Here is a 12814-nt window from a genome sequence, read left to right on the forward strand (position 1 = left end):
CAGCGAGAGCCGGTCGCGTCAGGCCCCGACGCCCGCGCCCGACCGCAGCCCGACGCCGAGCTGCGACGCGGCCGCGGAGTCCAGGCAGAGCGTCACCTCGTCATGCAGCCGCAGGAAGCTCGCCGGGCACGACTCCCCCACCGGCCCCTCGACGGCAGCCCGCACGGCCCGCGCCTTGGCCGCCCCGCTCGCGACGAGCACGATCGAGCGAGCCCGCAGGATCGTGCTGATCCCCTGCGTCACGGCCTGCACCGGCACCTCCCCCGCCGACCGGAAGAAGCGGCTGTTCGCGGCGATCGTGGACGGCGCCAGATCGACCCGTCGTGTCACGGAGTCGGCGGCCGATCCGGGCTCGTTGAAGCCGATGTGACCGTTGGAGCCGATCCCGAGGATCTGCACATCGACGCCGCCGGCGGCGGCGATCGCGGCGTCGTAGTCGAGGGCTCGGGCGTCGACCTCGTCGAGGGTCCCTGATCCTGCGGGCACGAAGACCCGCGACGGAGAGAACCCGAGCGGGCCGATCACGTCGCGCGCGATGATCGAGTGGTAGCTCTCGGGGTGGGCGGGGTCGAGGCCGACGTACTCGTCGAGGGCGAACCCGCGCGTGCGGCCGAAGTCGACGCTGCCGTCGGCGACCCGAGCGGCGAGCGCCGCGTACAGCGGCTGCGGGGAGCTGCCCGTGGCCAGGCCCAGCACCCCACCAGCCGAGTCGACCACGAGATCGGCGGCGTGCTCGGCCGCCTCGACGGCGGTGTCGCGGACGATGATGCGCACGGGGCTACTTCGTGAGGACGGCCGCGACCTCGGGGATCCGGTCGATGTAGCCCGAGAGGAGGTCGCGCGCGACCGAGACGGAGTCGACCAGCGGGTGCAGGGCGAAGGCCTTGAGCGCCTCGCTCTTGGAGCCGGTCATGGCGGCGGCGATTGTGTGGCGCTCGACGGCCTTCACCTGCTGCAGGAGCCCGATCTGGTCGAGTTCGGGCTGACGGTCGACGGCGAGGGGGTGGACGCCGTTGGCGTCGACCGTCGTCGGGATCTCGACGACCGCGTCGTGCGGCATGCCCTCGACGGCACCGCGGTTGCGGACGTTGAGGATCATCGTGGCGCGCTCATTGCGGCTGATGGCGGCCATCACGCCGAGGGCGACGCCGGCGTAGCCCTGATGGCTCGGATCGGTCTCGCGCTCGCGCTCGGTGGCGGGGTCGCCCTGCTCTCCGCCCTTCGCCTCGGCCATGTAGCTGGCGCTCCGGGCGTCGACCGTCTCGCGCCAGAGGTCGGCGACGCCGTTCCCGGCGGCGGCGGCCCGCTCATAGAAGGCGCCCTGGGTCTCCTTGAGGAAGTCGCCGCGGGTCAGCCTGCTGTCGACGATGCTCCGCACCGCGTCGCGGTTGAAGTAGTAGTAGAAGAGGTACTCGTTGGGGATCACGCCGAGGGTGCGGATCCAGTCGGTGCCGAAGACGAGCCCCTCCTCCATGAGGCCGAGCTTCTCGTCGTCCGCGAGCAGCTCGGGCAGCACGTCTCGCCCGTCGTACATCACGCGACGCATCCACCCGAGGTGGTTCAGGCCGACGTAGTCCATCTGCACGCGGGTGTGATCCAGGCCCAGGAGCCCGGCGACCCGGCGCCCGAGACCGGAGGGCGTGTCGCAGATGCCCAGCACGCGGTCGCCGAGCACACTCTGCATCGCCTCGGTGATGATGCCGGCCGGGTTCGTGAAGTTGAGGAAGTACGCGTTCGGGGCGAGGTCTTTGATGACCTTCGCCATGTTCACCATGACCGGCACGGTGCGCAGCGCGTACGCGAGACCGCCCGGCCCCGTCGTCTCCTGGCCCAGCACGTTCAGATCGAGGGCGACGTGCTCGTCGCAGCGACGCCCTTCGAGACCGCCGACGCGGATGGCCGCGAAGATGAAGTCGCTGCCCTCGACGGCCTTCTCGAGCGACGTCGTCGGCACGAGGCGAGGTGCGTCGGGGAAGCCCGCCGCGAGCTCCGTCAGGATCGCGACCATCGTGTGCAGCCGAGCCTCGTCGACGTCGTAGAGGGCGACCTCCTCGACCCGGGGCGAGCCCTGGTCGCGGAGCAGCGCCTGGTAGACGTAGGGAGTGCGGAATCCGCCGCCTCCGAGGATGCAGAGCTTCATGCGATGGTGACCTCTCCGCCGGCGTTCCGGCATAGTGCGAGCGTGTCGTCGGGCGCGCCGGGCGTCGTGATGACGACGTCGACCTCGGCGAGCGAGCACAGGCGCAGGGCACCGGTGCCGGGGAACTTCTTCTCGGTCGCGAGCAGCACGACCCGGTCGGCCGCGGCGATCATTGACTGCTTGATCGGGGCCTCGACCGCCATGTTGTCGACGACGTGCCCCGAGGCGCGGACGCCGGTGCAGCTGAGGAAGACGATGTCGGCGCTGATCTGAGTCAGGGCGAGCTCGGTGAGCGAGCCCACGAGCGTGCGGTAGTTGCGACGGACGACACCGCCGAGCATCACGAGGCGCACCGCCTCGTCGTCGCGCAGTTCGTCGAGCACGGCGAGGTTGCTCGTGATCACCGTGATGTCGCGGCCCTTGAGCTCGCGGGCGATCAGCGGCGTCGTCGTGCCGATGTCGAGGATCACGACGCTGCCGTCGACGACGAGGCCGGCGGCGGCCCGCGCGACGGCGGTCTTCAGCTCGAGGTCGACGTCCTGCTGGAACGGGCCCTCCTGGTCGACGGGGTCGCCGGGGTCCTGCACCGTTGCTCCCGGACGCAGGACCGCCCCGCCGTACGTGCGCGTGAGTTCGCCGTTGGCGTCGAGGGTCTCCAGGTCGCGCCGGATCGTCGCCTCGCTCACCGCGAGCGCCTCCGCCAGCTCTTTCACCGACGCGGCGCCAGACAGACGCAGGGCCGAGATGATTCGGTCCTGTCGCTCTCTCAAGATCATGGCCACAGCCTAACCCGCGCGTGATCGACTTTGCGAACGTTTGACGTTCTTGAACGTCGAATGATGCTCAGAGTTAACAAAAGTGCGTCATCTGCGTAACATGACGGTCACAACTCGTGCACATCATTGACGAAGTGCCCCGTGCCACCCGGCTGCGGTGCTCGAAGTCGATCACATCGAACGGAGTCACCGAGTGCAGCTGCAGCGATCCGAGGGCGCACCTCTCCTCTTCGCCGGCGACGTCTTCTGCGACGTCGTGTTCTCGGGCGTCGCCGTGCCCGAGGCAGGCACCGAGGTGTTCGCCGACGCCTTCACGGTCACGCCGGGAGGCGTCGCCAATCGCGCCGTGGCCTCCGCCAGGCTCGGCGTTCCTACGATCCTGCTCGCGCAGTTCGGCGACGACGTGCTCGGCATGCACATCCGGTCGCTGCTGGCCGACGAGCCGAATCTCGACGTGAGCCGCACCCGGGTCGTGCCCGGCCACCAGAGCCCCGTGACGGTCTCGCTCACCGGCGCCCACGACCGCAGCTTCATCACGTACGAGGAGAAGATCGACGACCTCGGCCTCCCGGCCGATCTGGCTCCCGTCGCCGCGACGCACATCGGCGTGTCGGCCACCCTGCCCGACTGGGTGCGTACCCTTCGCGCGGCCGGCACGACGATCGTCGGCGGCGTGGGCTGGGACTCCAGCGGCGAATGGCACAGCGACGTGCTGGACAGCCTCTGCGACGTCGACGTGTTCGTGCCGAACGACCTCGAGGCCATGAACTACACCCGCACCGACGACCCCGTCGCGGCCGCCCGTGCCCTCGGCGAGCGCGTCGAGCTCGCCGTCGTGACGCGCGGCTCGAGGGGCGCCGTCGCCTTCGACAGCGGCACCGGCGAGCTGACCGAGGTTCCCGCCGTGCTCGTGCCCGCGGTCGACCCCACCGGCGCCGGCGACGTCTTCGTCGCGACGTTCATGGCCGTGCTCGAGACCGGCTGGCCGATGGAGGAGCGCCTCCGCTTCGCGGGGCTGTGCGCGTCGCTGTCGGTCATGAGCCTCGGCGGCGCCGCGAGCGCCCCGCGACCGGACGACCTCCTGCGTCACATCGACGAGTTCTCGCCCGAGGGCGACTGGTCGTTCGTCGACGACTGGGCGACGAGCCACGCACCCGCTGTTCCCGCAACACCCACCCCCGAGGAGATCTGATGAACCGCACCCACCGTCGTGTACCGCTCGTCATCGGCGTGGCCGCCTGTCTGGTGGCGGGGCTCGCCGCCTGCGCCCCGGGCGGCTCGGGCCCTTCGACCTCCGCCTCGACCGGCCCGGTGTCGAAGACGGTCACGAAAGACAAGATCACGCTGACCGTGTGGGACCAGAACACCGACGGCGGCATCGACACCGCGCAGCAGCAGCTCAACAAGGCCTTCGAGGCGAAGTACCCGAACATCACCATCAAGCGCGTGTCGCGCTCGTTCGCCGACCTCAAGACCACCCTCAAGCTGGCGCTGTCGGGCAACAACCCGCCCGACGTGGTCCAGGCGAACCAGGGCTATCCCGACATGGGCGCGTTCGTGAAGGGCGGTCTGCTGCGCACCGAGAGTGACTACGCGAAGCTCTACGGCTGGAACAGCTACTACCCGCAGAGCCTGCTCAAGCTGAACATGTTCTCGTCCGACGGCAAGGACTGGCAGACCGGCAACCTCTACGGCGTCTCGCAGACGGGCGAGCTCGTGGGCGTCTACTACAACAAGAAGGTGCTGTCGCAGATCGGCGTCTCGGCGCCGAAGACCCTCGCCGACCTCGAGAGCGACATGGCGGCGGCGAAGGCGAAGGGCATCCTGCCGCTCTCCTACGGCTCGCTCGAGAAGAGCCCCGGCATCCACCTCTACGGCGTCGTGCAGGCGGCCCTCGCCGGCAGCACGGCCGTCGACGACCTCGTCACCCTGAAGAGCGGCAGCTGGACCGACTCGGCGAACGTCAAGGCGGCACAGACCATCGCCGACTGGTCGAAGAAGGGCTACCTGACGTCCGGCTCGAGCGGCGTCTCGCAGGACACCGCCGTGTCGTCGTTCGGCGCGGGCAAGTCGGCCTTCCTCATCGACGGGACCTGGCAGGAGGCGACGGTCGCCAAAGACCTCGGCGACTCGAACGCGGGCTTCGTCGCGCTGACGCCCGAGGGCGCGTCGGCTCCCGTGACACAGGGCGGCGAGGGCCTCGCCTGGGCCATCACGTCGAAGACGAAGAACGCCAATGCCGCGGCGGCCTACATCGACTTCATCACGAACGAGAGCGCCGCGAACACGCTCATCAAGACCGGCAACCTTCCGGCGGTCTTCCCCTCCGGCTACACCCCGCCGTCGGGCACGCTCACGGGCGACATCGACACCCAGTACGAGAAGATCTCGGCCGCGAGCTCGGTCGTGCCGTACCTCGACTACACGACGAGCACGTTCTACGACACGATGACGGCCGGCATGCAGAACCTCGTCGCCGGTCAGATGACTCCGGCGCAGTACACCGCGAGCCTGCAGACCGACTACGCGGCGTTCAAGAAGGAGCACGGGTGACCACGGGCGAACGCGTGACGGCGAGGTCGCGGGCGGCCGGGGCGACTCGGTCGGCCGCGCCCTCGCGGCGCCCGAAGCGGTCGTGGAAGGCGTACCTCTACGTGCTTCCGGCGTTCGCCGTGTTCGCGCTTTTTCTCGGCGTCCCGACCCTGCAGACCGTGCAGTACTCCTTCTACACGTGGGACGGCATCAGCCGGGCGACGGCCGCGGGGCTGTCGAACTACGCGGCGGTGCTGCAGGATCCGGAGCTCCGTGGGGCGTTCCTCCACGCCGGGGTCCTCATGGTCTTCTACGCGGCGATCCCCGTGCTCCTGGGCCTGCTGCTCACCATGGTCATCTCACGGGCGAACGCCCTGCGCGGCATGTCGGCGTTCCGCACGGTGCTCTTCCTGCCGCAGGTGATCGCCTCGGTCGTCGTGGCGACGATCTGGGTGTCGATCTACTCGCAGAACGGCCTGCTCAACCAGCTGCTCGACGGCGTCGGACTCGGCTCGCTGACCCGGGTGTGGCTCGGCGACTACGGCACCGCGCTGATCGCCATCGGCTTCGTCGGAACGTGGCTGAACATCGGGCTGTGCGTCGTGCTCTTCGTGAGCGGCGTCGGCAACATCCAGCCCGAGCTGTTCGAGGCGGCCCGGATGGACGGCGCAGGAGCCCTGCAGGAGTTCTTCGGCATCACCCTCCCCGCCCTGCGGGGTCAGATCGCGGTGGCCCTGACCCTCACCGTGACCAGCGCCCTCAAGACCTTCGACCTCGTCTACGTCACGACGCGCGGCGGCCCGGGCACCAGCACCACCGTGCCCGCCTTCGAGGCGTACAACCGCGCCTTCAACACGGGGCAGGTCGGCGCGGCGGCCGCCGTCGCGGTCATCCTCACCATCGTGATCATGATCATCACGGCCCTGATCGGCCGTCTGCAGCCGAAGGACGTCGCATGAGGATCACCGCCCGCGAGAAGGTCGTCAGCTACGTGGTCCTCACGGTCTTCGCCGTCTTCGCGATCCTGCCGCTGATCGGCGTGCTCTTCTCCAGCGTGCTGCCGGCGTCGGCCAACGACGGCGGGTTCCACGTGCCCACGACCTTCGCCTTCGGCAACTACCTCGCAGCGTGGACGCAGGGGCACTTCGCCGCGTACCTGCTGTCGAGCGTGCTCGTGACGGTGAGCGTCGTGATCCTCACGATCCTGCTCAGCGTGCTCGCCGGCTTCGCGTTCGCGCGCCTGAGCTTCATCGGCACGAACATCATCTTCTTCGTCCTGCTGGCGGGGCTCATGCTGCCCGCCGAGGCGTTCATCATTCCGCTGTACTTCGATCTTCGCGGGGCGGACCTCACCGACACGTACGCGTCGCTGATCCTGCCGCAGACCGCCCAGTCACTCGCCTTCGGGGTGTTCTGGATGCGCAACCAGTTCCGGCTGTTCCCGAGCGACGTCATCGAGGCGGCGAGGCTCGACGGCGCGAGCGACCTGCGGGTGCTGTGGCGCGTGATCGTGCCGCCGTCGGTGCCTGCGATCGCGACGATGAGCGTGCTCGTGGCCATGTGGACCTGGAACGAGTTCCTCACCCCGCTCGTCATGATCACGACCGACTCGCGCCGCACGGCGCCGCTCGGCCTCGCCTTCTTCCAGGGCGAGCACACGACGAACTACTCGCTGCTCTCGGCGGCCGGCGTGCTCGTGGCCCTGCCGATCGTGGTGCTGTACTTCGTGCTGCAGCGCCGGTTCATCAACGGCATGGTGGGCGGCATCTCGAGCCGGTGAGCGCTGTGCCGCGTCCGAGTCGGCGCGCGTAGCGTCGAGACGACCGCAGGATCGAGAGGACTCCCCCCATGGCACCAGACCGCATCGCACTCGTCACCGGAGCGAACCAGGGCGTCGGCAAGCAGGTCGCGTCCGAGCTGGCGAAGGCCGGCGTGTTCGTCTACGTCGGCTCGCGTGACTTCGCCCGCGGCGAGGCGGCGGCGGCGGAGATCGGCGAGGGTGCCACAGCGATCCAGATCGATGTCACCGGCACGGCCTCGATCGCGGCGGCTGCGGCCCGGATCGAGTCCGAGCACGGTCGCCTCGACCTCCTCGTCAACAACGCCGGCATCTCCACGGCGCCGGTGCCCGGCCGTCAGCGCGACGAGAGCACGCCGCGCAGCGCGGTCAGCACGGCGTCGCTCGACGAGATCCGCGCGGTGTGGGAGGTCAACGTGTTCGGGGTGGTCGCCGTCTACCAGGCGATGCTGCCGCTCCTGCGCCTGGGCCATGACGCCAGGATCGTGAACGTCTCGAGCGGGCTCGGCTCGCTCGCCGGCAACGCCGACCCGGCCTACTCGTTCAGGTCGTTCTTCGGGCCGGTGTACCCGGCGTCGAAGGCGGCCGAGAACGCGATGACGCTGGCGATGATGATCGAGCTCGAAGACTCCGACATCAAGGTCAACCTGGTGTCGCCGGGCTTCACGTCGACCGCGCTCAACAACTTCCAGGGCACCGAGACGATCGAGGAGGGCTCGCGCGAGGTCGTGCGGGTCGCGCTGCTCGGCCCCGACGGCCCGTCGAACACGTTCACCCGGTGGGAGGACCAGACGATCCCCTGGTGATGCTCTGCAGGCCTACAACCGCAGCGCCAGGGCGTTGGCGGTGAGTCCTGCCGCGGTGCCGCACAGCATCACGGTGTCGCCGGCGCCGATCCGGCCCTCGTCGAGGCAGCGCGCGAGCGTGTAGGGCACGGAGGCGGAGACCATGTTGCCGTACTCGGCGACGTTGTCGACGTAGGTGCCCGCGGGCAGTCCCAGCTTGCGCATGGCGAGCCCGAGGGCGCCGCTGGCCTGGTGCGGCACGACGAGGTCGAGGTCCGTCCGCGCGAGCCCCGCCTTGGCGAAGAAGCGCTCGAAGAAGCCGGGCAGCACCGAGAGCATGCCGCGCAGCGCCCGCCGGCCGTCCATCGAGAACCGGTAGTCGGCAGGGTCTCCGTCGGCGTAGTCGTACGACGGGAACGCCGACAGGCCGCCGCGCAGCTCGGTGTCGTGCGCGTGCTCGGGCCAGGTCTGCTGCAGGCTGGCGATGACTCCGGCCCCCTCCGGCCCGCGTTCGAGAACGACGGCCGCCGCGGCGTCCGAGAAGAGCTCGTAGCTCTCGCGCTGGGCGGGGTCGAGGCTGCGCGAGCCGACGTCGCCCGAGACGATGAGAATCCTGCTGTACTCGCCGTCGGCAAGGTAGCGCGACGCGATGTCGACCGCCGTGATGAAGCTCGTGCAGGTCGAGTTCACGTCGAAGCAGGCTGCCTCCGATCGCGGCCCCAGGCGCTCCATGAGCAGCGCTGCCGTGCACGGGATCGGCTGCACGCCGACGGCGCACGCCGCGATGAGGCAGTCGACGTCCGACGCGTCGAGCCCGGCGCGGTCGAGCGCCTGCGAAGCGGCGGCTGCCAGCATGTCGAGCTGACTCGTGTCGGCCGTGATCCGGTAGCGCGTCTGCCTGCCGAAGGTCACCGTCGTCGACGGCAACCAGGTCCCCCACCCGGTGATCGTTGCGTTTCTCATGCTCCCCCTTGCATCAGGTCGACACCCTCGCGGTGCCGGTCGTGACTGAACAGCAGCCGCACGCCGCGACGCTCCGCGGCGAGCAGTGCGAGCGCGGTCGCCGCCTGCGCGGCCGCGTCGTCGGCGACGGCGCGGGGCACGGGTTTCAGCCGGTGCTCCTCGCCGAGCAGCGATCGCCCCCATGCGGCGTCGCCGGCGAGCAGCACCCTCCCGTCGACGAGCGCGCCGACGTGCCCTCGCGCGTGCCCGGGCAGGTCGACGAGCTGATACGAGTCGTCGTCGAAGAGGTCTGCGGTGCGCAGGCCGGTGACGGGATCGTCGACGAACTCCGAGTCGGCCACGACACGTGCCCGGTCGAGCAGGTCGGGCGGCAGGAGCCGGCGGAACACCCCCTGCGACAGCCGCGGCGCCGCGAGAGTCCGGGCGATCCCCTCGCTGAGCACGACCTCGGCGTCGGGAAACGCCGTGAGCCCGCCGACGTGGTCGGGGTGGAGGTGCGAGAGCACGACGTGGGTGACCGATTCGGGCGGGAGGCGTTCGCCGATGGTGGCGCCGGGCGGGATGAGCGGGGGAAGGAGGCGCCGGTAGAGCCATGCCGCGGATCCTGCGCCCCAGGGCTCGGGCGCGTAGCCGGTGTCGAAGAGCACGCGCCGGTCGCGGTCGCGGTAGAGGAAGACTCCGGAGGGGAACACGCGCTGCTCGCGCTCGGCACCGCGGAGCAGCCGATGCATGCCGTGCGACGTCTGCCCGCACGCGAAGTACTCGAGGCTACCCATCGACGGCCCGCCCCTCGCGCGGCGTCCGAGAGCCTGCCGCTGCGGCGCCCACGTAGCTCGCCAGGCTCTCGTCGAGCGTCACTCGCGGCTCGTAGCCGAGCATCCGTCGTGCCCGTGAGATGTCGAGCGTCTGCGAGTGGGCGATCGTCGTCACGGTGTACCGGGTGAGCGACGGCTCGGGCCGGCCGGGCAGCACCCCGCACACCGCTTCGAGCACCCCGGCGAGGCCGTAGACCAGCCGCGCGGGCAGCGGCCGGTGCCGGTGGGGCAGCCCGAATCCGTCGAGCAGCTGGTCGAGCAGGTCGACGAACGGCCGGGGGTCGCCGTTCGTGATGTTGAAGACCTCGCCGTCGAGGCCCGGGGTCTCGGCGGCAAGCCGGACGGCGAGCGCGACGTTCTCGACGGCGGTGAGGTCGATCAGGCCTCGTCCGCCTCGCATCAGCGGCACGCCGAAGCGCTGGTGGACGCGCAGGAGCCGAGGGACGAGCGCGGGGTCGCCCGGCCCGATGATGCCGCGGGGGCGCAGCACGACGATCTCGGGCCCTCCGGTCGCTCCGACCTCGTCGCGCAGCAGGGCCTCGGCCTCGAGCTTCGACCGGATATAGGAGTTCATCGGGCGCGACGGGTCGACGTCGCTCTCCCGGAGGTCGACGAGGTCGCGCGGCGCGGCGTAGATGCCGGGCGACGAGATGTGGACGAAGCGTCGCGCCCCGCCGGCATGCGCTGCGGTGAGTGCGCGCGAGGTGCCGATCACGTTGGCGTGCTCGAAGTCGCGCCACTGGCCCCACGGCGACGACAGCGCCGCGCAGTGCACGACGACGTCGAGGTGCCCGAGCGAGCCGCCGCGGGCGGCCTCGGCCAGCGCGTCGAGGTCGCCGACGAAGGTCGGACCATCGGCGGGCAGCGCCTCCCTGCGACGCCCCGCGGCCACGACCTCGTAGCCGTGCTCGCGGAGGTCGCTCACGACGTGCCCACCGAGGAATCCGCTGGCACCGGTGACCAGTGCCCTCCCCCGAGTAGCCGTTCCCCCCATGCGTCGATCCTATGCGTGCGCTCGACGACACCCGTAGGCTCGCCGCGTGAGGATCGCGCTCGTCACCGACTACTACCTGCCGACGCTCGGGGGCGTGCAGACGGCGGTGCGGGCACTCGCCGAGGGGCTCGCGAGCGCGGGGCACGAGGTCACGGTGTTCTGTCCGCGGGATCCTGCGCCCTCGGCCTCGCCCGCCGCAGGGTCGGCCGAGCGGTCCGGCGACGGAGCCCGCGAGCCGGGCCACGGACCCCACGAACCGGAAGTCGTGGCGCTGCCGGTCTCGCCCGTCTTCCGCCCCGACGGGTACCCGTTCGCGTGGTCGCCGCGGCGGGTACGGGAGACCCTCCGGCGCGAGTTCGCCCGGCGCGGCATCGAGGTGATGCACACGCACTCCGAGATGTTCGCCGCCCTGAGCGCCATCCGGGTGGCGCACGAGCTCGGCCTCCCGGTGGTCCACACCATGCACGGCCGCATCGACGTGTACACGGCGAACGTGCTGCCGCTGCCCGCCGTGACGACCGTTCTGCTCGCCCTGCTCCACTCTCGCCACGTGAGCCACGCAGGCCTCCGTGTGTCGTCCGGCACGGCCTACACGCGCACCCGCCTGGCCCGGCGGATGTGGCGGCTCATGCTCGCGCAGTCGCGGGCGAGCACGCAGGTGATCGTGCCGTCGTCGCACTTCGCCCGCAAGCTCCGCGACTGCGGGGTCACCACGCCGGTGACGGTGCTGTCGAACGGTCTCGAGCCGTCGGCCCTGGCGTCGCCGCTGCTGGCGTCGCCCGCGGTGCGATCCGTGCCGGTCGACGGCCCGCTGCGCCTGATCTGGGTGGGGCGGCTGTCGCCCGAGAAGCGCCCGACGGTGCTCGTGCGAGCGGCCCACGCCTTCGGTCCCGGCGTCGAGGTCGACGTCTACGGCGACGGCATCGCCCGAGCGGCGGTCACGCGAGAGGCCGCAGGAGCTCCGGTCCGCCTCCACGGGGCCGTGTCGCGCGCCGACGTGCTCGTCGCCATGGCCGACGCACACGTGCTCGTGTCGAGCTCGCTCGACTTCGACAACCAGCCCATGGTGATGCTCGAGGCGATCGCGTCCGGCCTGCCGGTGCTCTTCTGCGATCCCGACCTGGCCGAGGTCGTGCCGCCAGGCGGCGGTTTCGAGACGCCGACGCCGGACGCGGCGGGCCTCGTCGCGGCGGTGGCGAGACTCCGTGCTGAGCCTGCGCTCATCGAGGCCGCGAGCGCCGCGATGCTCGCAGCCCGCTCGCGCGCCGCCCAGCCCGTCACCGCCGTCGAGGCCGTCTACGCCGCCGCCCTTAGCTCGCCCTCTTCGCTGCCTGCGGACCCTTCGCTGCCTGCGGACCCTTCGGGGCGGTCAGGATCTGCGACACGCGACCCGGGCTCATCTCGAGGGCCCCGCTGATGTCGCGCACCGAGTAGCCCTTCGCCTGGAGGACGGCCGCCATCTCGGCCGCGCGACGAGCGAGGGCGCTCACCTCCGTGTCGAGCTGCTTGCGGCGAGCGCCGATGTCGTTCGCGTCGATGAATGCCTCTTCGACATTGTCGAAAGCCCAGCTGACGCTGACCTCCTGGTCGTCGTCGAGGTCGTCCATGACCCGGATCGCTTCGTCCATCTCGCGTTTGAGCCCCGAGAACGTTCGCGCGTACGTCTGGATGCCCTCGCGGGCGACGACCTCGCCGAGCCAGACGCCGTCTTCTCGGGTCACATGGACCACGTAAGCCTCCGTACTCATGCGAGCCACCCCTTTCCGAACGCGGGCTCAAGTGAACGCTGGATGGAGAGCAGCGTGCCGACCGGAATCTCGTGGCCGCGGTGCTGAGCGACGATCGTCGAATACGTGACGCCCGCCACGACCACCGCGTACTTGCGGTGGCTGCCTCTCTGACTCACCTGTTCACCCCCGAGGGACTCGATGACACGGTTGACGTCGACGGATTTCATCGGCTTCATGAGCCTAGAGTTTAGGACCTAAACACGTCAAGTGTCCAGTGGCTA

General features: G+C 70.4%; 14 protein-coding genes. 6 read left to right on the top strand and 8 right to left on the bottom strand.

From position 1 onward, the window contains the following. Positions 1-18: 18 nt before the first annotated feature. From C8E83_RS11840 to C8E83_RS11850, 3 genes are read right to left on the bottom strand one after another with little or no spacing between them, the layout of a single operon-like run. Entirely contained in the window at positions 19-774 is a 756-nt protein-coding gene (locus tag C8E83_RS11840) for a glucosamine-6-phosphate deaminase (RefSeq protein WP_121370083.1), read from the bottom strand. 4 nt (positions 775-778) lie between these two features. Next, a complete protein-coding gene (locus C8E83_RS11845) occupies positions 779-2140 on the bottom strand; it encodes a 6-phospho-beta-glucosidase (protein ID WP_121370084.1) in 1362 nt (453 codons plus the stop codon). Beyond that, positions 2137-2916, bottom strand: coding sequence for a DeoR/GlpR family DNA-binding transcription regulator (locus C8E83_RS11850; protein ID WP_121370085.1), 780 nt, complete (start codon positions 2914-2916; stop codon positions 2137-2139). The genes C8E83_RS11845 and C8E83_RS11850 overlap by 4 nt, the downstream gene beginning before the upstream one ends. 193 nt (positions 2917-3109) lie before the next feature. Between C8E83_RS11850 and C8E83_RS11855 the strand changes: the two genes are divergently transcribed. From C8E83_RS11855 to C8E83_RS11875, 5 genes are all read left to right on the top strand, one after another. Beyond that, a complete protein-coding gene (locus C8E83_RS11855; RefSeq protein ID WP_170159930.1) occupies positions 3110-4108 on the top strand; it encodes a carbohydrate kinase family protein in 999 nt (332 codons plus the stop codon). Then, positions 4108-5469 (top strand): extracellular solute-binding protein, encoded by a 1362-nt coding sequence (locus tag C8E83_RS11860; RefSeq protein ID WP_121370087.1) that lies wholly within the window; start codon positions 4108-4110, stop codon positions 5467-5469. Before C8E83_RS11855 ends, C8E83_RS11860 begins: the two co-directional genes overlap by 1 nt. After that, positions 5466-6407, top strand: coding sequence for a carbohydrate ABC transporter permease (locus tag C8E83_RS11865; RefSeq protein WP_245981643.1), 942 nt, complete (start codon positions 5466-5468; stop codon positions 6405-6407). Before C8E83_RS11860 ends, C8E83_RS11865 begins: the two co-directional genes overlap by 4 nt. Then, a complete protein-coding gene (locus C8E83_RS11870) occupies positions 6404-7228 on the top strand; it encodes a carbohydrate ABC transporter permease (protein ID WP_121370088.1) in 825 nt (274 codons plus the stop codon). The genes C8E83_RS11865 and C8E83_RS11870 overlap by 4 nt, the downstream gene beginning before the upstream one ends. 68 nt (positions 7229-7296) lie before the next feature. Beyond that, entirely contained in the window at positions 7297-8052 is a 756-nt protein-coding gene (locus C8E83_RS11875) for an SDR family NAD(P)-dependent oxidoreductase (protein ID WP_121370089.1), read from the top strand. 12 nt (positions 8053-8064) lie between these two features. Here C8E83_RS11875 and C8E83_RS11880 read toward each other — a convergent pair whose 3' ends face one another. The 3 genes from C8E83_RS11880 to C8E83_RS11890 are packed head-to-tail and all read right to left on the bottom strand — an operon-like array spanning position 8065 to position 10803. Further along, a complete protein-coding gene (locus tag C8E83_RS11880; protein ID WP_121370090.1) occupies positions 8065-8994 on the bottom strand; it encodes a 3-oxoacyl-[acyl-carrier-protein] synthase III C-terminal domain-containing protein in 930 nt (309 codons plus the stop codon). Further along, complete coding sequence (locus C8E83_RS11885; protein WP_121370091.1) at positions 8991-9770, bottom strand: MBL fold metallo-hydrolase; 780 nt, start codon at positions 9768-9770, stop codon at positions 8991-8993. The genes C8E83_RS11880 and C8E83_RS11885 overlap by 4 nt, the downstream gene beginning before the upstream one ends. Then, on the bottom strand, positions 9763-10803 hold the full coding sequence (locus C8E83_RS11890) for an NAD-dependent epimerase/dehydratase family protein (RefSeq protein WP_121370092.1): 1041 nt from the start codon (positions 10801-10803) through the stop codon (positions 9763-9765). Before C8E83_RS11890 ends, C8E83_RS11885 begins: the two co-directional genes overlap by 8 nt. A 46-nt stretch (positions 10804-10849) precedes the next feature. On the opposite strand from C8E83_RS11890, the gene C8E83_RS11895 reads away from it, so the two are divergent. Then, positions 10850-12220: a glycosyltransferase gene (locus tag C8E83_RS11895; protein WP_121370093.1), complete on the top strand. Its 1371-nt coding sequence runs from the start codon at positions 10850-10852 to the stop codon at positions 12218-12220. On the opposite strand, the gene C8E83_RS19250 is transcribed toward C8E83_RS11895, so the two are convergent. Both C8E83_RS19250 and C8E83_RS11900 read right to left on the bottom strand, forming a co-directional pair. Then, positions 12114-12551, bottom strand: a complete 438-nt coding sequence (locus C8E83_RS19250) for a hypothetical protein (RefSeq protein ID WP_147430166.1) — start codon at positions 12549-12551, stop codon at positions 12114-12116. The two genes, C8E83_RS11895 and C8E83_RS19250, sit on opposite strands and share 107 nt — an antisense overlap. Next, the gene (locus tag C8E83_RS11900) at positions 12548-12769 is read right to left on the bottom strand and encodes a type II toxin-antitoxin system HicA family toxin (protein WP_211331692.1); all 222 of its coding nucleotides are present in this window, start codon (positions 12767-12769) and stop codon (positions 12548-12550) included. Before C8E83_RS11900 ends, C8E83_RS19250 begins: the two co-directional genes overlap by 4 nt. Positions 12770-12814: the final 45 nt, after the last annotated feature.

Source organism: Frondihabitans australicus (assembly GCF_003634555.1).
GTDB classification, from domain to species: Bacteria; Actinomycetota; Actinomycetes; order Actinomycetales; family Microbacteriaceae; genus Frondihabitans; species Frondihabitans australicus.